The sequence below is a fragment of the Nesterenkonia sp. DZ6 genome (assembly GCF_022565835.1).
Classification (GTDB): domain Bacteria; phylum Actinomycetota; class Actinomycetes; order Actinomycetales; family Micrococcaceae; genus Nesterenkonia.
This window is the reverse complement of the sequence record NZ_JAJOYW010000001.1, coordinates 1,029,164-1,049,326: the sequence shown is the minus strand read 5'-3', so window position 1 is coordinate 1,049,326 and position 20,163 is coordinate 1,029,164. Positions and strand designations below refer to the sequence as shown.

At 67.3% G+C, this 20,163-nt stretch carries 19 protein-coding genes; 8 read left to right on the top strand and 11 right to left on the bottom strand.

Features of this window, described 5'->3' with window-relative positions; translation table 11 throughout:
- Positions 1-43 precede the first annotated feature (43 nt).
- From LTH93_RS04680 to LTH93_RS04670, 3 genes are all read left to right on the top strand, one after another.
- Positions 44-541 carry a YchJ family protein gene (locus tag LTH93_RS04680; protein WP_241477550.1) on the top strand — a complete coding sequence of 166 codons (498 nt, stop codon included), beginning with the start codon at positions 44-46 and terminating at the stop codon, positions 539-541.
- 74 nt (positions 542-615) lie between these two features.
- Positions 616-1,365 carry an SDR family oxidoreductase gene (locus LTH93_RS04675; RefSeq protein WP_241470222.1) on the top strand — a complete coding sequence of 250 codons (750 nt, stop codon included), beginning with the start codon at positions 616-618 and terminating at the stop codon, positions 1,363-1,365.
- Positions 1,366-1,507: 142 nt separating this feature from the next.
- On the top strand, positions 1,508-2,164 hold the full coding sequence (locus LTH93_RS04670; RefSeq protein ID WP_241470221.1) for an NADPH-dependent F420 reductase: 657 nt from the start codon (positions 1,508-1,510) through the stop codon (positions 2,162-2,164).
- A gap of 80 nt (positions 2,165-2,244) precedes the next feature.
- Here LTH93_RS04670 and LTH93_RS04665 read toward each other — a convergent pair whose 3' ends face one another.
- From LTH93_RS04665 to LTH93_RS04620, 10 genes are all read right to left on the bottom strand, one after another.
- Positions 2,245-3,108 (bottom strand): 3-methyladenine DNA glycosylase, encoded by an 864-nt coding sequence (locus tag LTH93_RS04665; protein WP_241470220.1) that lies wholly within the window; start codon positions 3,106-3,108, stop codon positions 2,245-2,247.
- A 150-nt stretch (positions 3,109-3,258) separates the two neighbouring features.
- Complete coding sequence (locus LTH93_RS04660) at positions 3,259-3,825, bottom strand: GNAT family N-acetyltransferase (RefSeq protein WP_241470219.1); 567 nt, start codon at positions 3,823-3,825, stop codon at positions 3,259-3,261.
- Between the two features lie 8 nt (positions 3,826-3,833).
- Complete coding sequence (locus LTH93_RS04655; protein ID WP_241470218.1) at positions 3,834-5,117, bottom strand: aspartate kinase; 1,284 nt, start codon at positions 5,115-5,117, stop codon at positions 3,834-3,836.
- A 56-nt stretch (positions 5,118-5,173) separates the two neighbouring features.
- Positions 5,174-5,968: an amino acid ABC transporter ATP-binding protein gene (locus tag LTH93_RS04650; RefSeq protein WP_241463747.1), complete on the bottom strand. Its 795-nt coding sequence runs from the start codon at positions 5,966-5,968 to the stop codon at positions 5,174-5,176.
- Positions 5,952-6,644, bottom strand: coding sequence for an ectoine/hydroxyectoine ABC transporter permease subunit EhuD (gene ehuD, locus LTH93_RS04645; RefSeq protein ID WP_241470217.1), 693 nt, complete (start codon positions 6,642-6,644; stop codon positions 5,952-5,954). The genes LTH93_RS04650 and ehuD overlap by 17 nt, the downstream gene beginning before the upstream one ends.
- A gap of 8 nt (positions 6,645-6,652) precedes the next feature.
- On the bottom strand, positions 6,653-7,411 hold the full coding sequence (locus LTH93_RS04640) for an amino acid ABC transporter permease (protein ID WP_241463749.1): 759 nt from the start codon (positions 7,409-7,411) through the stop codon (positions 6,653-6,655).
- 112 nt (positions 7,412-7,523) lie between these two features.
- Positions 7,524-8,426, bottom strand: coding sequence for a transporter substrate-binding domain-containing protein (locus LTH93_RS04635; RefSeq protein ID WP_241470216.1), 903 nt, complete (start codon positions 8,424-8,426; stop codon positions 7,524-7,526).
- A 333-nt stretch (positions 8,427-8,759) separates the two neighbouring features.
- A complete protein-coding gene (gene recR / locus LTH93_RS04630) occupies positions 8,760-9,356 on the bottom strand; it encodes a recombination mediator RecR (RefSeq protein ID WP_241470215.1) in 597 nt (198 codons plus the stop codon).
- 48 nt (positions 9,357-9,404) lie between these two features.
- On the bottom strand, positions 9,405-12,185 hold the full coding sequence (locus LTH93_RS04625) for a DNA polymerase III subunit gamma and tau (protein WP_241470214.1): 2,781 nt from the start codon (positions 12,183-12,185) through the stop codon (positions 9,405-9,407).
- Between the two features lie 22 nt (positions 12,186-12,207).
- Entirely contained in the window at positions 12,208-13,251 is a 1,044-nt protein-coding gene (locus tag LTH93_RS04620; protein WP_241470213.1) for an acyltransferase family protein, read from the bottom strand.
- 271 nt (positions 13,252-13,522) lie between these two features.
- On the opposite strand from LTH93_RS04620, the gene LTH93_RS04615 reads away from it, so the two are divergent.
- From LTH93_RS04615 to LTH93_RS04600, 4 genes are all read left to right on the top strand, one after another.
- Positions 13,523-14,887 carry an MFS transporter gene (locus LTH93_RS04615; protein ID WP_241463754.1) on the top strand — a complete coding sequence of 455 codons (1,365 nt, stop codon included), beginning with the start codon at positions 13,523-13,525 and terminating at the stop codon, positions 14,885-14,887.
- 159 nt (positions 14,888-15,046) lie between these two features.
- Positions 15,047-16,141, top strand: a complete 1,095-nt coding sequence (locus LTH93_RS04610) for an ABC transporter substrate-binding protein (RefSeq protein WP_241463756.1) — start codon at positions 15,047-15,049, stop codon at positions 16,139-16,141.
- Positions 16,142-16,318: 177 nt separating this feature from the next.
- Positions 16,319-17,269, top strand: coding sequence for an ABC transporter permease (locus LTH93_RS04605; RefSeq protein WP_241463757.1), 951 nt, complete (start codon positions 16,319-16,321; stop codon positions 17,267-17,269).
- Position 17,270: 1 nt separating this feature from the next.
- The gene (locus LTH93_RS04600; RefSeq protein WP_241463758.1) at positions 17,271-18,062 is read left to right on the top strand and encodes an ABC transporter ATP-binding protein; all 792 of its coding nucleotides are present in this window, start codon (positions 17,271-17,273) and stop codon (positions 18,060-18,062) included.
- Positions 18,063-18,195: 133 nt separating this feature from the next.
- Here LTH93_RS04600 and LTH93_RS04595 read toward each other — a convergent pair whose 3' ends face one another.
- The gene (locus tag LTH93_RS04595) at positions 18,196-18,834 is read right to left on the bottom strand and encodes an HD domain-containing protein (RefSeq protein ID WP_241470212.1); all 639 of its coding nucleotides are present in this window, start codon (positions 18,832-18,834) and stop codon (positions 18,196-18,198) included.
- A 123-nt stretch (positions 18,835-18,957) separates the two neighbouring features.
- Between LTH93_RS04595 and LTH93_RS04590 the strand changes: the two genes are divergently transcribed.
- Complete coding sequence (locus LTH93_RS04590) at positions 18,958-20,163, top strand: thiolase family protein (protein WP_370642669.1); 1,206 nt, start codon at positions 18,958-18,960, stop codon at positions 20,161-20,163.

Sequence of the window (20,163 nt, the reverse complement as noted above, 5' to 3'; positions counted from 1 at the left end):
CCGCGCCAGGGATGACGGGTGAGCCTGATGAGATGCTGGAGCGATGACCGAGAACGCATCCGCCCAGCCCGGCGCCGAGCAGCCGGACACCGACCAGCCCGGCGCCGGCCCGTCGGACACCGAGCAGCGGCATGGCGACCCGCGCTGTCCCTGCGGATCCGGCGACGCCTACACCGCCTGCTGCGAGCGCTTCCACCTGGGCGCACCGGCTCCGACGGCGGAAGCATTGATGCGGTCCCGCTTCAGCGCGAACGCGCTGCTTCACCGCGATCCAGGACGCTTCGGCGGCTATCTGCACCGCACCTGGGCCGCCGAGACCCGGCCCGCGCTGAGCGACCTCACCGCGCCAGGCCCGGACTGGACCCGGTTGAGCATCCTGGGCACGACGGCGGGCGGCCCGTTCCACGACACCGGGACGGTGGAGTTCGTGGCCACCTACCTGGACCACGATCATCAGGGCGCCGGGGGGAGGCTGCGCGAGCTGAGCCGGTTCCGCCGCGAGTCCGGCCAGTGGCTCTACGTCGACGGTGACGTGAGCTGAACCCCTGACGTGCATCCGCGGGAGCGTCTACAGTGGGCGAACGTCAAGAGATCCAGCGGGCAGAGGACCGTGGCATGGCAGCGACACGAGTGGCAGTGCTGGGAGCCTCAGGGCTGGCCGGATCGCTGGTGATGCGGCGTCTGCCGAGCCGTGGGGTGGAGACCGTGGGCGTCAGCCGGCATCTCGGTGTAGACATCGGCGATCTTGCAGCGCTGCGGCGCGCGCTGGTGGGGGCTGAGGTCGTCGTGGACTGTCTGAATCACCAGAGCTTCACGGCGCGGGCCGCGGCAGGGTTCTTCGAGCCCGCTGCGCGGAACGTGGTGGCCGCCCTGGAGGGGACGCGGGCCCGCGTCGTCTGCCTCTCGATCGTCAATGCGGGCGACCGTCGCGTCAACCGCTGGCTCGGGCACTACCGCGGCAAGGCAGCCCAGGAGAGGGTCTACCGCGGAAGCGGGCTTCCGCTGAGCATCGTGGGCACGACCCAGTGGTTCGAACTGGCCGAACAGCTCCTGAGACAGACGCGGCTGGCGGGCACGGCGTTCGTCCCCGGCCTGCTCTCGCGTCCGATCGCGGTCGCAGAGGCCGCGGAACAGCTGGTGGAGCAGGCCCTGACCCAGCAGCCTGCCGAGGTCACCGAGGTCTGCGGTCCAGAGCAGGTCGACATGGCGGAGCTGGCCAGGGCGATCAACGAGCAGGATCATGTGGCCCGCCGGGTGGTGCGGATCCCGCTGGGAGGGACCGCGCTGGGCAGCGGGGCGCTGATCCCGCCCTCACCCACGGTCATCACCACCACGACGGCCGAGCAGTGGCTCTCGCAGAGGTGAGCCGTCCTGCCGCCGGGGGCTCAGCGGTGGGGAGCCAGTCACCCGGCGGGTGGAACAAAACCGCAGCCGCTCACGTTATGCCAGGCGAAATCTTACAGTTTTTGAAGAATCGGTCCACCGCTGGCCGAGGGACGGGATCACCATGACGCAGACGCCACTGACCATCGGAGTGCTCGGTGCTGGCCGGGTCGGCACCGCCGTCGCCCGTCAGGCCGTGCGGGCCGGTCATGCCGTGAAGATCGCGACCGCCAAGCCCGCTGCAGACATCGCGCTGCTCACCGAGGTGATCGTCCCCGGCGCCGCCGCCGTGGACCGCGAGCAGCTGAGCGGCGCCGACATCATCGTGCTGGCCGTGCCGCTGCACAAGTACCGCAGCATCGACACCTCGGTGCTGCGAGACCAGGTGGTGATCGACACCATGAACTACTGGGCGCCGGTGGACGGCTTCATGGACGAGTTCGAGAACGGCACCAGCACCAGCGAGGTCGTCGCGGAGTTCCTCGGCGGTGCGCGGATCGTCAAGACGCTGAACCACATCGGCTACGGCGATCTGGAGATCGATTCCTACCCGGCCGGGGACCCGCAGCGCCGGGCGCTCGCCGTCGCCGCCGATGACACCGCAGCCAAGGCCCTGGTCCAGGACTTCGTGGACTCCCTCGGCTACGACGCCGTGGACGCGGGACCGCTCGCGGCCGGCAGGGCCTTCGAGAACGGCACCGAGATCTTCAACGGCCGCCACGACGCCGCGCGGATGCAGGAGCTGCTCAGCGAATGCAGCCGGGTGCTCGCCAACGCCTGAGGCAGGCTGCTCAGCGGTCTGATCAGGCGTTATTGCATCCGCCTGATCAGACCGGAATAGGTCAGACCGGATCCACAGGGTCAGCCAGGCGGCTCAATCTCCTCCAGCACCGCGAGCAGCTTCCCACGCAGCACCTGGGACTCCTCCGCGAAGCCCTTCTGCGCCCGGGCGTAGGCCGATCGCCCCGCGGGAGTCTCGATCGGCACCGGCTCGTAGCCCCAGTCGCTCAAGTCGTAGGGGGAGGCGCGCATATCCAGCCGGCGGATCCGTGAGGCCAGATCGAAGCACTCGAGGAGCAGGTCGCTGCTGACCGCGGGAATGAGCTTATAGGCCCATTTATAGAGGTCCATATTGGCGTGCAGGCAGCCCGGCTGCTCCATCCGGGTCTGCGATTCCCGGGTCGGCTCGAGCGCATTGAGCGGCCGCGCCGAGGGCGTGTAGAAGCGGTAGGCGTCGAAATGGGTGCACCGGATGTTCGCGGCCTCCACCACCTCGTCGGTGCCGGCGGCGCCGAGCCGCAGCGGGACCTGGTCGTGGCGCTGGCCATGTTCCACCGACTTGTACACCATGGCCCACTCGTGCAGCCCGAAGCATCCCAGCTGGGCCGGCGCGGCCGCCGTCGTGCTCAACAGGCGCCGCGCGAAACCGATCATGGAGGCCCGATCTGTGCGGAAGCCCTCGACGTCGAGGGTCACCCCGGCGGGAGTGCTGCGGTAGTGCTTCCATTCGGTCCGCTCAGTCTCCGGCGAGTCCTCGAGCGCGAATCCCGCACCCGGGTGCCAGCGGGAGAGCTTGCCGGGGGAGTGGGAGTAGTAGGTGAAGAGGAAGTCCTCCACCGGGTGCTTGGTGCCGGCATGACGGCGTGCCAGGAAGTCCTCGGTGAGGCGGTTGACCACGGCCTGGTGGGCGGCAGCTCGCTGGCGGTGCTCCTGTTCAGGAATCACGGTCAGACCGTGTGTTGCCCCGAGCGGAGCTGGTGTTTCGGTTACCATCGGGTATATCACTCGTACCAAGTGCGCAGGCGGCAGGGAACCCGTAAAGGGTACACCTGCCGCCTGTGTGCTGGTGGCGCCGATATCGGGGGGAAGCCCCGCTCAGCCCAGCTCTCGGCGCATGATCCAGCGCGGCCGGTGTCCGCTGTGTGCGGTGGTGGGCCCGGCGACCTCGAACCCGTGGGCCTGGAAGAGCTCCGTGGTGCCGACATAGCCGCTGATCACATCGACCCGCGTGCCCTCTTCGAGCTCCATCGGATACCCCTCGAGAACTGCAGCCCCGTGAGCGGCGGCGTGCCCCACGGCGCCGTCGAGGAGATCATGCATCAGCCCGCGCCGTCGGAATCCGGCGCGGACCACGAAGCAGACCACCGACCAGGGGTCTCGGTCGTCGAGGAACGGGATCGTCCGCGAGTTCATCAGCCGCCGGTAGGTGCTGCGCGGCGCCACCGAGCACCATCCGGCCGGGGTGTCATCCACGAACGCGATGACTCCCGGGCCGGGCTCGGTGCGGCAGAGCTCCTCCATGAAGGCCGGCCGGTCCGGACCCGAGATCCGGGAGTCCCGGTAGGACATGCACCAGCACCCCAGACCGCCGGGTTTCCTCACCCCGACGACCTCACCGAAGTCATCGAAGCGCCCGACGGCGGGGCGCACCACGGTGCCCATGGTCGGGTTCAGCGGCCGGTGCCGGCGTAGACCGTCGCCTCTTCGTCGGAGTCCAGGCCGAAGGCGGTGTGGATCGCCGCCACCGCACGGTCCAGCAGCTCGACGTCGGTGATCACCGAGACGCGGATCTCGGAGGTGGAGATCAGGCCGATGTTGATCCCGGCGTCGCGCAGGGCGGTGAAGAACCGGGCCGAGACGCCGGGGTGGTTGCGCATCCCGCCGCCGATCAGCGAGACCTTGCCGACCTGGGGCACGAAGTCCAGGGACTCGAAGCCGATGATGGCCTTGTGCGCGTTGAGCATCTCCTGGGCGCGCTCGCCGTCCTCACCGGGGAGGGTGAAGGAGATGTTGGTGGTCTTGGTCGCCATGGAGACGTCCTGGACGATCATGTCGATGTTGATCGCACCCTCGGCGATGAGGTTGAAGATCTCCGCCGCCTTGCCCGGGACGTCCGGGACGCCGGTGATGGTGAGTTTTCCTTCGGATGCGTCGTGAGAGACGCCGGAGATGATCGGCTGTTCCAAGGGTTCGCCTTCCTGAATCTTGACGGTGTCTTTGGGGTCGGGGATGACCCAGGTGCCTTCGAGCTGGCTGAACGAGGAGCGGACGTGGAGCTTCACGCCGAACCGGCGGGCGTACTCCACCGAGCGCAGATGCAGCACCTTGGTGCCGGCGGCCGCCATCTCCAGCATCTCGTCGCTGGAGATCTCATCGATCTTCCGGGCGGTCTTGACCACGCGCGGATCTGCGGTGAAGACCCCGTCGACGTCGGTGTAGATCTCGCAGGCGTCGGCCTTCAGCGCGGCCGCCAGGGCGACGGCGGTGGTGTCGGAGCCGCCGCGTCCCATCGTGGTGATGTCTCGGGACTCCCGGCTCATGCCCTGGAACCCTGCGACGATGCCGACGTGGCCGGCGTCGAGGGATTCCTGCACGCGCAGCGGGGAGACCTCGATGATGCGGGCCTTGCCGTGGATGGCGTCGGTGATCATGCCGGCCTGGGAGCCGGTGAAGGACTGGGCGGACTCGCCCAGCTCGTGGATCGCCATCGCCAGCAGCGCCATGGACATGCGCTCACCGGAGGAGAGCAGGATGTCCATCTCGCGGGACGGCGGTGACGAGGTGAGCTGGCCTGCGAGGTCGAGCAGGTCATCGGTGGTGTCACCCATCGCGGACACGACCACCACGACCTGGTGCCCGGCGCGCTTGGTCTCGACGATCCGCTTCGCCACTCGTTTGATGCTTTCGGCGTCTGCAACGGATGATCCGCCGTACTTCTGAACGATCAGGCTCATGACAGGTTGTCTCACTCCTGGGGATGTTTGGGAAGGTAGGTCAATTCTAAATCTGATCAGGCGTCGCCGAGCACAGCGCTGAGGAACTGCTGGGTGCGCTGGTGGCTGGGGTCCGAGAAGATCTTCTCCGGCGCCCCCTCTTCGATGACGCGGCCGCCGTCGAACATCATCACCTTATGGGAGACGTCGCGGGCGAAGCTCATCTCATGCGTCACGATCAGCATGGTCACATTGGTGGTGTCCGCGACGTTGCGCAGGATGTTGAGCACGTCTCCGACGACCTCGGGGTCCAGTGCGGAGGTGACCTCGTCGAGCAGCAGGATCTCCGGGTCCATGGCCAGCGCCCGGGCGATGGCGACGCGCTGCTGCTGTCCACCCGAGAGGCTCAGCGGGTGCTGATCGGCCTTGTCGGGCAGGCCGACCTGTTCCAGCAGCGAATGTGCCTTCGCGGTGGCCTCGGCCTTGGACTGGCCCAGCACGTAGATGGGCGCCTCGATGATGTTCTCCAGCACGGTCATGTTGGGGAACAGGTTGAACTGCTGGAACACCATCCCGATCCGGGTGCGCAGCTTCTTCTGCTCCTTGGAGGAGACGGCGACGCGCTTGCCGTCCTTCTCCCGGTGGGTCAGCGGCTCGCCGTCGACGAAGATGTACCCGCCCGTGAGCTCCTCGAGTGTCATCACCAGGCGCAGGATGGTGGTCTTTCCCGAACCGGAGGGACCGATCAGGGTCACCCGTTCTCCGCGCCGGACCGAGAAGTTCAGGTCTTTGAGCACGATGTTGTCCCCGAAGCTCTTCTGAACATCGACGAACTCGATGACCGGGACCTCGGGGTCAGTTGGCGTAGGCAAGTCGCTTCTCCAGACGGTTGATCAGCAGTGCAGTGGGGTAGCTGGCGGCGAGGAAGATCAGGCCGGCGATGGTGATCGCCTCGGTGTAGCGGAAGGTCTGGGCGCCGATGGTCTGCGCGACCCGGACCATCTCGGCCACCGAGATCACGAAGAGGAACGGAGTGTCCTTGAACATCGAGATCGCGTAGTTGCCCAGCGAGGGGATGGTGGAGCGCAGCGCCTGCGGGATGACCACGCGGCGCCATGTCCGCCCGGCGCTCATCGAGAGCGCCTTGGTGGCCTCCCACTGACCCTTCGGCACCGAATCGATGCCGGCCCGGTAGACCTCCGACATGTAGGTCGCGTAGTGGATGCCGAACACGATGAAGCCTATGGTCAGCGGATCCATCCAGGTGAAGCCGTAGTAGAGGACCAGCAGCTGGACCACCAGCGGGGTCATCCGGATGAAGTTGGCCGCCCAGCGCAGGACGAAGGCGAGCGGGCGGGGGAGCACGCGCAGCAGGATGGCGATGACCAGGCCCAGAAGCGCCGCGATCACCGTGCCCACCACGGTCACCAGGAGGGTGACCTCGATGAATGCGCGCAGGATCGCCGGAAAGATCTCGATGGCGAAGTCCCAGTTCCAGACGTTGCCGGTGGCCCCTGTGGCGGGGGCCGGGTCTGCGGTGAATGGCATGACGGGGATCATGAGGCACCTCCCGGCTGGATGCCGGAGGTGGGCACCTTGGGTGCGGGGGAGAGGATCTCCCGCATGCTGAGCCCCTGGCCGAGTCGATGCTTGGCGCGAATCTCAAGCAGCCGCATCCCCTGGGTGAGCGCCAGTGCGAAGGCGAAGTATCCGATGAGACCGACGAAGGCGTAGGAGAACCAGGCGCTGGTCACGCGGCGCAGCTGATCCAGCTCGAAGTTGAAGTCATTGAGGCCGACGATGTAGACGATGGCCGAACCTTTCAGCAGGTGCACCAGCAGGTTGGCCAGTGAAGGGATCATCAGCGCCCAGGCCTGCGGGAAGATGACCCGGCGGATCTTATGGGTCCAGGACATGGAGAGCGCCACGGTGGCCTCCCACTGCCCGCTCGCCACGGAGGTCATCGAGGCGCGGACCGCTTCGGCGCCGTAGGCGCCGTAGTTCACGCCGAGCGCGATCACACCGACGGTGAAGGGGCTCTCCAGGGTCAGCCCGAAGAGGGGCAGCACGTAGTACACCCAGAACAGCTGCACCAGCAGCGAGGTGCCGCGGAAGAACTCGATGATGATGCGGGCGGGGGTGCGCAGCCACCATTTGGGGCTGCCGCCCATCAGGCCGAGGATCACGGCGATGACGAAGGCAAGGGCTGCACCGAGAAGGGTGAGCTGCACGGTGAGCAGGAATCCATCCCAGAGTCGGGGCCCGAAGTTCTGCAGCGACTCGAAGTTCTGCTGCTGTTGTTCTAACCAGTCCACGGTAGGAGGTGGTTCCTCTCTGCTGGAGGTCGTGTCACCGAAATGGTGTCACCGAAGCGGTGGTGGGGCCGGTTGGAGGGGCGACCACCGTGGGGTGTATGAGACTCTCAGCTCAGTCTTCGATGTCCTGGAGTGCTTCCAGGTCGCCTTCGCAGAGTGCCTCGGCGGTCAGGTCGGCGGGCGGGATCTCTGCCTCGGTGAAGCCGTATTCGCCGATGATCTCCAGCAGCTCGCCGCTCTCCTTGAGCTCTGCGAGGTGCTCGTTGTATTCCTCGAGAAGCTCCGAGCCCTGTGGGAAGACGGTGGAGCCGGCGCCGTACTGCATGACGCCGTCCATGTCGTGGACGAAGCCCTCGGTGACCTCGACGCCGTCCATCTCACCGGCCATCTCGCTCAGCGAGATCGCGGTCAGGGCGAACACGTCCGCGCGACCACCGGTGACCATGTCCACGCCGTCGTCCGCGGTGCCCACGCCTTCAGCGTTGATGCCCAGGGCGTCGACGTAGCCGGCTTCGACGCCGGAGGACAGGGTGGCCAGCGTGATGTCCTCGCCGGATTCAATCGCCTCGGCGACGTCGTTGAGATCTTCCACGCCGTAGGGGTTGCCCTCTTCCACCAGCAGTGCGGTGGTGTACATGATCTCGGGCTCGGCGAAGGCAGCCTCTTCACAACGCTCGGGAAGAATGGACATGCCCGCGGAGACGGCCTCGTAGCGATCCGCGTTGAGGCCCGGTATGAGGCTGTCCCAGTCGGTGACCTCGGCCTCGATCGTGTAGCCCATCTCGCCGAAGATCTCCTCGGCCAGGGCGATCGTCGCGCCTTCGGGCTCCGCGTCGTCATTGAGATACGAATAGGGCTCTTCGCCGGCGATGGCGACGGTGATGACGTCCTCGCCGCCGCCTTCGGCTTCGCCGTTCTCGGCCTCATCATCGCCGCCCCCACAGGCGGTCAGAACCAGCAGTGCGGCGGCGCTCACGGCGCCTGCGCGGACTGCCATGGAAGTCTTGTTCCTCATCAGTGCTTACCTCATCCTCTGGTGTGCGTCTGGTGCGAGTCAGTCCGGCACCATGCTGCAAAACAGCACAGAACCGCCCTGTCCCAATACGCTAGACCGGTAAAGAGGATTTGGAAACTGATTTCTTGCCAGACGACAACGCTCGGCGGCTTCCAGCGGACCGTGGAATGGTCGGAAGAATCCCTCACGGTGATCCGCTGATGACCCGCGCTTCCCAGACGTGACTAGGACAACAGGGCAGACGAAAACGAACGGAAATACGACGGCGAAGAAACCTGGGTATTACCTGATCACGCTTGCATAACTATCTGGATACGGGGTGTCGGACCCAGGTCAGGACATCACGGTGCGGCCTTCGAAGGCCCGCCCGAGGGTGACGTCATCGGCGTATTCCAGGTCTCCGCCCACCGGAAGCCCCGAGGCCAGACGGGTGAGCTTGATGCCGATGGAGCCGAGCATCCGGTAGAGATACGTGGCGGTCGCCTCGCCTTCGAGGTTCGGGTCGGTGGCCACGATGACCTCGGTGATGGTGTCGTCGGAGAGCCTGCTGAGCAGCTCGCGGATGTGCAGCTGGTCGGGGCCGATCCCGGCGATCGGATTGATGGAGCCGCCCAGCACGTGATACTTCCCGCGGAAGGACCGGGTGCGTTCGATCGCCATGACGTCCTTGGACTCTTCGACCACGCAGAGCAGGCTGGGATCGCGTCGGCTGTCCTGGCAGATCCGGCAGGTGGTCTCCTCGGAGACGTTGAAGCAGATCGCGCAGAACTTGACCTTCTCCTTGACCGTGGTGATCGCATCGGCCAGGCGCTTCATGTCCTCGCCGTCGGCCTCGAGGATGTGGAAGGCCACGCGCTGCGCCGACTTCGGACCGATGCCGGGAAGTCGCCCGAGTTCGTCGATCAGATCTTGGACTGCGCCTTCATACACGGTGTGGACGAGCCTTCCTTCAGGGGTGGAGATTCAGTCTAACCGGGCTCACTCGTTGAGTCGGCGTTCCTCCAGCAGGGTGGCTCCCAGGTGCTTCTCGAAGGCCTTGCGTCCGAAGACGCCGGAGTGCTCCAGCGGGACATCATCCTCACTGGCCACATCCTCCGGCTCAGCCTGAGCCCACGACGGCGGCGCGCTCTGGTCGTAGTCGCTCGGCGGGCCTGAGTCCCAGGCCGGGTCCGGGGGTGGAGCCGGCTGTGAGGGGTGGTCAGCAGGGGGTTCGGACGGCGGAGCCGACGGTGATCCGCCCCCGCCGCGCTGGGCCAGCCGACGGCGGATCTCCGCCGCACGACTGGGCGCACCCCCGCCGGGCGGGCCGGCGGCGCTCCCTGCGGCGGTGTGCTGCGCTGGCGCGCTGTCCTGTGCTGCTGCGCTGTCCTGCGGGTCGGCGCGCGAAGAGACTGTGCCAGGGGAGGCGTCCCCCGCTGCGAGCACGTCCGCCGGGGCGCTCCAGCGTGGGCCGGTTCCGGCGCGGCGGGCGAAGGCCGGGACCGGTGTCTTCTCGGCGAGGGGCCGATAGGCGTCTCCGGCGTCGGGCTTCAGCGCCGACGCGTCGCTGCTCAGGTGCGCAGCCGCTTCGGGGGAGACCGCGGAAGACGCAGCTGCGCGGGAGTCGGCCGCGGCCGATTCCTCGGGGTCGTTGGAATCGGGGTCGGTCGGGTCAAGATCGGCCGCATCGGGGTCGCTGGACCCGGCGGCTGTGGCGAGATCGGCGGAGGCGTTGGATTCGGCGGGGTGCTCAGAGGGCTGGTCTGCCGGCTGTTCCGGCGGGGCCTCGGCGAACCCGGGGTCGTAGGGCTCGGGCGGCTCCTCCTGGACCCAGGCAGGGGTGTCATCCCCAGGCTGGGCCTCTTGTGGAGCGGCCGCCGGGCTCAGCCGGCGGTCAGCTTTTGGGCCCCCACCACCGCCTGCCGAGGATGTGCCTCCGGTGACGAGCTTGAAGCGGACCTTCATGCCCAGCACGTCTTCGATCGCGGCGTTCATCGCCTGCTCGCCGTTGCGGTTGGCGAACGTGGTCCGTGCGCCCTCATTGGCGAAATCGAGGCTCAGGGCCTGCCCGTCGAAGCCGCCGACGCTCACATTGCCCTTGACCAGCATCCACAGCATGCGCGACTGGGACTTCAGCGAATCCACGATGTCGGGCCACGCCCGGCGCATCATCTCGTCCGTGGACCCTCCCGCAGCTGATGCGGGCGGCGACGCCGCAGCAGGTTCGCCAGCACCCGAGGGGGTCGGTGTCGCGGCCGGCGAGGCCGCAGGCTGGCGATCATGCGGCTGAGATGCTTCTGGCCGAGGCCCTTCCGGCTGAGGCGTGTCCGACTGACGCGTGTCTCCGGCAGGCGGGCCCGCCTGCCGCCCGGGGGGTGCGGCTGCGGGGCGAGGATCGGAGGCCGCTGCGCTCTGCGCGGGGGCGGCCCACTTCGGATCGGCCAGGGCCTGCGGCTCAGCACGATCTTTCGACCCTGAGCCGGCTTCCGGCGCTGAGCTTGCGTCCGGCGTCGAGCTGGCTGCGGTCGAGCTGGCGCTGCCGCTCTGACGCGGGGCGTCGCCGGCGTCGTCGCCGGCTGTGTCCGCCTCGGCGTCGGGCGTCACGCCGGCTCCGGCGGCGAAGTCGAGCCGACGTTCGACGCGTTCGAGCCGTGCGGCCACCGAGGCGTGGCCCTGCTCGGCATGGGGCAGCAGCAGTCGAGCCATCAGCAGTTCGAGGTGCAGCCGCGGGGAGGTGGCGCCGACCATGTCGGTGAGCGCCTGGGCGCTGATGTCGGCCGCCCGGGAGAGTTCTGCGGAGCCGAGCTGGCCGGCCTGGGTCTGCATCGAACGGATCTGGTCCTCGGGGACCCCGCGCAGGATCGCGCCGGGGTTCTCCGGCACCGACTTCACCACGATCAGATCGCGCAGCCGTTCCAGCAGGTCCTCGACGAAGCGTCGGGGGTCCTGTCCGGACTGGACGACTCGATCCACCACCGAGAAGGCGGTGGCACCGTCGAGCGCCGCCACGGACTGCACGACCTCGTCGAGCATGGTGGCGTGGGTGAAGCCCAGCAGCGCCGTCGCCCGGTCATAGTCCAGGGTGCGCTCGGCGGAACCGGCGATCAGCTGGTCCAGCACGGAGAGGGTGTCGCGCACCGAGCCGCCGCCGGCGCGGATCACCAGGGGCAGCACGCCGGGGGCGACGGTGACACCTTCCTGGTCGCAGAGCCGGTGCAGGTACTCCATCAGCGGCTCGGGCGGGACCAGTCGGAACGGGTAGTGGTGGGTGCGCGAGCGGATGGTCCCGATGACCTTGTCCGGCTCGGTGGTCGCGAAGATGAACTTGATGTGCTCCGGGGGCTCTTCGACGATCTTCAGCAGCGCATTGAAGCCCGCGGCGGTGACCATATGGGCCTCATCGATGATGAAGATCTTGTAGCGGTCGCGCACCGGTGCGAAGGTCGCGCGTTCGCGCAGATCACGGGCGTCATCGACGCCGCCATGGCTGGCGGCGTCGATCTCGATGACGTCCAGGGAGCCAGAGCCGCCCGTGGCGAGGTCCAGACAGGAGTCGCAGGTCCCGCAGGGGGTCCCGGTCGGGCCCTGTGCACAGTTCAGGCAGCGGGCCAGGATGCGGGCGGAGGTGGTCTTGCCACAGCCGCGCGGACCGGAGAAGAGGTAGGCGTGGGAGACCGCGTCCTTGCCCAGGGCCGTCATCAATGGTTCGGTGACGTGCTCCTGCCCGATCACCTCGGCGAAGGAGTCGGGACGATAGCGGCGATACAGGGCGGTGCTCACAGTGTGAAACCTTATCTGCTTGCTAGGACATGCGCATGCGGTCGGAGTCCTGATCTGAGCCGAGGTCCGGCACGCCGCCCCCAGCGAGCCCTGCGCGAGCGTCGGGATCGCGCTTCCGAGCGGCGAGGCGGGCGGTCACTCGCTGATTGCCCGGGACGATGTAGAGCCAGCTGGTCCATGGCCGCAGCCACACCACGACCAGGCTCAGCAGCAGCCCGCCCACCGTGCTGATCGCGACATGGAGCACCGGGTCCACGCCGACCTCGCTGAGTCCGCGGTGGATCAGGATGATGATCGGGAAGTGACAGACGTAGACCACGATGGAGTTGCGTCCGACCCATTGGAGAAAGCTGTTGACCTTGCCGGCGGGTATTCGCGGCGCCACCCATAGGATGACCGCGATGCCGATCACGGCGGTGGGGGCCGCATAGAGGCTGCCCGCCCGGAACTCCCGGCTCTCCAGCCCGTGATGGGCCAGCAGGGCCATCACCACGCCGAGCGCCGCGATCAGCAGCCAGGGTGCGGTGGCCCAGCGCTGCAGGATCCGCGCGCAGGCCGCACCGAGGAAGAAGAAGGCCCCGTAATAGAGCGTGCGGGTGACCAGCGAGTTGTCCACCTCGGTGAAATGCCGGGTGACGACCATGACCACGAACACGACGACGGCCAGTCCACTCAGCAGCTGCGGCCGGGACACCAGCGGCTTGAGCAGCATCCCGAAGATGTAGCAGAGCGTCAGCGCCATCAGGAACCAGAGATAGTCACCCGTCAGCCAGTACTGCAGCCTGCCGGGCCCGCCGCGGTAGATCAGCACGCCGAATCCGACCAGCCAGATCATCAGCGGCCAGATGATGCCGGCGAACTTCCCCCAGAGGTAGGCGGCTGAGGATTTTGTCAGCGAGCGCGGCAGCAGGGTTCCAGAGAGGAACATCAGCAGCGGCATCCGGAACGGCTCGAGGTAGAGGTTCAGCTGGATCCACTGATCCACGCCGAGCCCGTTGGCCCGAGGAATGTCGGACCCGTGGAGCACCACCACCAGCAGCACGGCGACGCCGCGCAGCAGATCCATCCACCGCATGCGAGGGGAGGTGTCAGTCAGTGGCTGGGACATGGTCCTGGGAACGGATCTCTCGTGAGGGGCCGGGTGCTGCATCGCCGCACCCTGGCGCGAGGAGACGGTGATTTCACTGTAACGGACGACGTTCGCACTGATCACCCCACTGACCAACCGTTCGGTCATTAATTCTGGTACATTAGCGCTCATGCCAGTGACCTGAGTCACAGGCATAACCCAGGAATCACTCGTGCGTCACCTGACGTGTTCAGCCTTTGGAGCAGATATGAGCCAGACCACCTATCTCAGCAGCGAGGGGCATGACCTGACTCGTGAAGAGAAGAAGGTCCTTGCGGGAACCCTCGTCGGCACCACCATCGAGTGGTACGACTTCTTCATCTATGCGCAGGCCGCTGGCTTCGTGCTGGCGGTGCTGTACTTCGAGCCGCTCGGCGAGGACAACGCCGCGCTGGCGCAGATCGTCGCCTGGGCCTCGGTCGGCATCTCCTTCCTCTTCCGCCCGCTCGGCGCGATCCTTGCCGGCATGGTCGGTGATAGGTACGGCCGCAAGGTGGTCCTGGTCATCACGTTGATGGGCATGGGCGGAGCCACCGTGCTCATCGGTCTGCTGCCCACCTATGCGAGCTGGGGCATCTTGGCGCCGGTCCTGCTCATCGTGCTTCGCGTGCTGCAGGGCCTCTCGGCCGGCGGCGAATGGGGCGGCGCGGCACTGCTCGCCGTCGAACACGCCCCCCGGCACAAGCGCGGACTCTTCGGCGCATACCCGCAGATCGGCGTCCCGCTGGGCATGCTGCTGGCCACCGGATTCATGTTCGCGCTCAACGCCATGACCACCGAGGAGCAGTTCCTCGAGTGGGGCTGGCGCGTGCCGTTCCTCTTCTCCTTCGTGCTGATCATCGTGGGCTTCCTCATCCGGCTGAAGGTCGACGAGTCCCCGGTCTTCCTGGAGATGAAGGAGCGCAAGAAGGAATCTTCGGCCCCGCTCAAGGAGCTGGTGACCACGCACAAGAAGTACACCTTCCTTGCCGCGCTGATCTTCGCCGCGAACAACGCCGCGGGCTATCTGGTGATCGCCTTCTTCGCCGCGTACGGCGTGAACACGCTGGGCATGGATCGCAACGACACTCTGATCGCCTCGCTGATCGGCGGCGTCGGCTGGTTCATCTTCACGCTCTTCGGCGGTTGGATCTCCGACCGCATCGGACGCGTCAAGACCTTCCAGATCGGCTACGGCATCATCATCGTCTGGGCGATCCCGATGTGGTTCCTGCTCGACACCGCATCGCTGCCGCTCTTCGCCCTGGCGATCTTCATCCTGACCATCGGTCTCGGCCCGTCCTACGGTCCGCAGTCGGCGCTCTACGCCGAGATGTTCCCGGTCAACATCCGCTTCTCCGGGGTGTCGATCGGCTACGCCCTGGGCTCGATCATCGGCGGCGCCTTCGCGGCCACCATCGCGCAGACGATCCTGAACACCACCGGACAGTCCTGGCTGATCGGCCTCTACATCGCGATCCTGGCGATCATCTCCTTCATCGCCGTCTCGATGGTTCCGAAGAAGCTCCAGGGGATCAATCTCAACGACGACAGCGAGCGCGAGGAATTCTCGGTCATGCCGGGATCGCGCTGACCTGCTGACTTATCAACCTGGAGCGGATAATCTCTGTTCCACACCGCGGAGACGCGGTGATCACTCGCAGCACCAGCAGCACCAGCAGCACCTGAATCACGCACAGCATCACACCGGTGAACCCCACCGGTGAATGACGCACCAAGATGAGGAGCAACTATGCGATCACGCAGCACAACCATGAGGCTCTCCGCGGCGGTTGCCGCCACGGCACTGATGCTCACCGCCTGCGGCGGGGACACCGAGGGCGAAGACACCGAGGGCGAGGCCGGCGAAGAAGCCGGCAGCTACTCGATCGGCATCACCCAGATCGTCGCCCACCCGTCCCTCGACGAGGCGCGCGACGGCTTCAAGGCGGCCTTCGAGGACGCCGGCGCCGAGGTGGAATGGGATGAGCAGAACGCCCAGGGCGAGCAGGCCACCGCCAGCAACATCGCCGGCACCTTCGCCACTTCGGACATGGACCTGATCCATGCGATCGCCACCCCGACCTCTCAGGCCGCGGCCCAGGCGATCACCGACAAGCCGATCGTGTTCTCCGCGGTCACCGACCCCGAAGAAGCCGGCCTGGTGGATTCCTGGGAAGAGCCCGGCGGCAACATCACCGGCGCCTCAGACCTGAACCCGGTGATGGAGCAGTTCGAGCTGCTCCAGGAGATCGCACCCGACGTCGAGACCGTGGGGATCGTCTACTCCTCCGGCGAGACGAACTCCGCCGTGCAGGTGGAGCTCGCCCAGGAGGCCGCCGACGAGCTCGGCCTGGAGATCCAGGAGGCGACCGTCTCGAACTCCTCCGAGGTCCAGCAGGGTGTGGAGTCGCTCAACGTCGACGCGATCTGGGTCCCGACCGACAACGCTGTCGTCTCGGCGCTGGAGTCCGTGCTGCAGTACGGACAGCAGAACAGCATCCCGGTGATCGCCTCCGAGGGTGACTCGGTCATCCGCGGCTCGGTGGCCACCTACGGCATCAACTACGCCGCCCTCGGCCGCCAGGCCGGCGAGATGGCGCTGCGGATCCTCGAAGACGGTGAGGACCCGGCAACCATGGCGGTGGAGACTCAGGAGACTCTGGAGCTCATCGTCAACCCTGAGGCAGCCGAGGCCATGGGCGTCGAGCTGGACCAGGAGCTGCTTGACCGCGCCGACGTCGTCGTCGGCGAGGACGTCGAAGCCGAGGACCCCGCTGAGGCCGACGAGGCCGAGGGTGACGAGGACGCAGAAGACGAGGACACAGAAGAGGAAGAGGACGAGTAGACCCGCACGGGTGACTCGACTCGACCCCCTACGGCCGCCTCAGGCGGCTATGACTGACAGATGACCACCAGGCCGGGCGCCGGAACAGCCGCACCAGGCTGCACCGGCGCCCGTCGCCTGAGTGGACGTGGACCCGCCGACGGCCGTTGATCCGGCTGCGACGACAAATGAGGACACATGATCACAGCATTCGAGCTCGGGCTGATCTACGCGATCATGGCCCTGGGCGTGTACCTGACCTTCAGGATTCTTAACTTCCCCGACCTGACCGTCGACGGGTCCTTCACCTCCGGTGCGGCGACGGCGGCGATCCTGATCACCAACGAGGTGGACCCGTTCCTGGCCACCGCCGCGGCCTTCGTGGTCGGCAGCCTCGCCGGGATGATCACCGGCCTGCTGCACACCAAGGGCAACATCAACGGGCTGCTGGCAGGCATCCTCACGATGATCGGGCTGTACTCGATCAACCTGCGCATCATGGACGGGGCGAACGTGCCCCTGCTGGGCCAGGACACCGTCATCTCCATGATGCGCGGATTCACCGGCGTGGGCTGGACCTCGGTGGCCGTGCTCGCCGCCGTCGCGCTGATCTTCAAGCTGATCATGGACTGGTACCTGCAGACGGACAACGGGCTGGCCCTGCGCGCCACCGGTGACAACGAGCAGATGATCAGCTCCTTCGCGGTCAGCACCGACCGGCAGAAGATCATCGGACTCATGCTCTCCAACGGGCTGGTCGGCATCGCCGGCGCCGTCGTCGCCCAGCACCAGGGATTCGCCGACATCGGCATGGGCATCGGTCTGATCCTGGTCGGACTGGCCTCGGTGATCGTCGGCCAGGCCATCTTCGGCAGCCGCAGCGTCATCCAGGCCACCCTCGCCGTGATCCTCGGCGCCGTGGTCTACCGCCTGGCGATCCAGCTCGCGCTCAACGTCGGACTCAACCCCAACGACATGAAGCTGATGTCCGCGGTGCTCGTCGTCGCGGCCCTGCTGCTGCCCCAGTGGAAGGGCTTCTCGAAGCTGAGCCTGCGCCGCAAGGGCCCCTCGCCGCTGGCCGACGCCGCCGCCCCGCTGACCACCTCAGATGCGCACCTGTCCAAGACTTCGGCAGAGAAGGGAGCCTGACATGTTGAACATCGCCTCAGTCTCCAAGACGTTCTTCCCCAACACCGTCAACGAGCGCCGCGCGCTGGTGGACGTGAACCTGGAGCTCAAGGAGGGTGACTTCGTCACCGTCATCGGCTCCAACGGCGCGGGCAAGTCCACCCTGCTCAACACCGTGGCCGGACGCATCCACCAGGACACCGGCGTGGTCTCCCTCGACGGCACCGACGTCAGCAGGCTCAAGGAGCACCAGCGGGCCGCGCAGGTCGGCCGGGTCTTCCAGGACCCGATGGCAGGCACCGCCCCTAACCTCAGCATCGAGGAGAACCTCTCCCTGGCGGACCGCCGCGGGCGTCCGCGCGGGCTCTCCCGCGGGGTGACCAAGTCGAAGCGCGATCGCTTCGCCGAGGCGCTGAAGCAGCTCGAGCTGGGCCTGGAAGGACGGCTGAAGACCAAGGTCGGGCTGCTCTCCGGCGGACAGCGCCAGGCGCTGAGCCTGCTCATGGCCACGTACTCCGACCCTCGCGTGCTGCTGCTCGATGAGCACACCGCGGCCCTGGACCCGCAGCGCGCGGAGCTCGTCACCCGGCTGACCAGGAGTGTGGTGGAGGACAAAGGTCTGACCACGCTGATGGTCACGCACAACATGGTGCAGGCGCTCGAGGTCGGCAACCGGCTGATCATGATGCACGAAGGCCGGATCATCCTCGACGTCGGCGCCGAGCAGAAGGCCCAGATGACCCCGCAGGACCTGCTCGCCGAGTTCGGCAAGCTCAAGGGTGCTGTGGTCGACGACAAGACGCTGCTGCAGTAGGGCGGCGCGCACACCGGATCGACCAGGCGCACACTGGGTCGACCAGGGACTGACACTGGGCTGAGGCCGGGCAGATGATGCTCAGCCTCAGCCCGGTGCTCGTTCCGGGCCCCTTCTTGGGATCAGCCGGCGCTCACTCGGCCCAGGGCGAGCTGCGGATGACCTCGACGAAGTCCCCGCGCTCGAAGCCGGGCATGAAATGGGCGAGCACATCGGCCTTCACGTTGCCGAAGGTGGTCTCCGGGCGGTCCTTGAGCCCCTCGGTGAACGCCGCGAGGATCTGATTCTTGAAGTCCGGCCGGGGATGGGCCTCGACGACGGCGGCCCGCTGCTCATCGGTGATCGCGTCATAGCCCAGGCCCAGCACGTCGAGCTCGACCCCACGGGTCACCAGCGCGACCTCCGGATCCATGTGAAGCGGGATCTCCGGGGTGGTGTGCAGCGCGATGCCGTTCCACACCTTCTGCGCGTCCTCCGCGGCGATGCCATGGCTGAGCAGGAAGCGGCGGGCCTCATCGGCGGCGTCGATCTCGAATCGCTGGTCGGTCCGCCGGTAGGTCTCGGTGAGCCCCAGATCGTGGAACATCGCGCCGATGTAGAGCAGCTCCGGGTCTGCGCTGGTGCCCAGCTCCTCGCCGCGCAGCGACCCGAAGAGGTAGACCCGGCGAGAGTGGTGGAAGACCAGCGGGACGGCCACGTCGCGGACCAGCTCGGTCGCCTCGCGCGCCATCGTGGAGTCGGGAATGGTGATGCCTGCAATGATTTCGCTCATGTTCCCCATTGTGGACCAGGGTGGGGGTCGGCCGGGGATCATGCTGTGATTGACCACACAGTGCACTCATGGAAGAGTGACAGGTGAACGATCGGTCAGTTATTCCTGTGAAAGGCGCATGACGTGGCGATCAGCCCTGTATATCTTGTCTCCGGCACCCGCACTCCCGTCGGCCGCTACGGCGGCGCTCTGTCCTCGGTACGTCCCGATGACCTCGCCGCCCTGGTGGTGCGCCAGGTGGTCGAGGAATCCGGCATCGACCCGGCCCACGTCGACGAGGTCATCCTCGGCAACGCCAACGGCGCCGGGGAGGAGAACCGCAACGTCGCGCGGATGGCGTGGCTGCTCGCCGGCTTCCCGGACAGCGTTCCGGGCATCACCGTGAACCGGCTCTGCGCCTCCGGGATGAGCGCGATCTCCCAGGCCCAGCACATGATCGCCGCCGGAGCCGCCGACATCGTCGTCGCCGGGGGAGTCGAATCCATGTCCCGCGCCCCCTGGGTGATGGCCAAGCCCACCACCGCCTTCGGCAAGCCCGGAGAGGTGGTCGACACCTCCATCGGCTGGCGGTTCCCCAACCCCAAGTTCCAGGCCATCGAGAAGCGCACCTTCTCCATGCCCGAGACCGCCGAGGAGGTCGCCCGGGTCGAAGGCGTCACCCGTGAAGACGCCGACGCCTTCGCCGTCGAGTCCCAGCGCCGCGCGCTCGCCGCGATCGACGCCGGCCGGCTGGCCCGGGAGATCACCCCGGTCGAGGTCCCCGGACGCAAGGGCGCGATCACCGTGGTGGACACCGACGAGGGCCCCCGACGCGGGATCACCGCCGAGACCCTCGCCGGGCTTCGCCCCGTGGTCGCCGGCGGCTCCGTGGTCACCGCGGGCAACGCCTCCTCGCTCAACGACGGCGCCTCCGCGGTGATCGTCGCCTCCGAGGCCGCCGTGGAGAAGTACGGGCTGACCCCGCGGGCGCGCATCGCCGGCGGTGCCAGCGCAGGACTCGCGCCGGAGATCATGGGCATGGGCCCGGTCCCGGCCACGGCTAAGGCGCTGGACCGCGCCGGCTGGGGGATCGCGGACCTCGGCGCCGTGGAGCTCAACGAGGCCTTCGCCACCCAGTCCCTTGCCAGCATGCGCCGGCTCGGCCTGGACCCCGGAATGGTCAACGCCGACGGCGGAGCGATCGCGCTGGGCCACCCGCTGGGCTCCTCCGGCTGCCGGATCGTGCTGACCCTGGCCCGGCGGATGGAGGACGAAGGCGTGGCCCGCGGGCTCGCCACCATGTGCGTGGGCGTCGGCCAGGGCGCCGCGCTGCTGCTGGAGAAGGCCTGA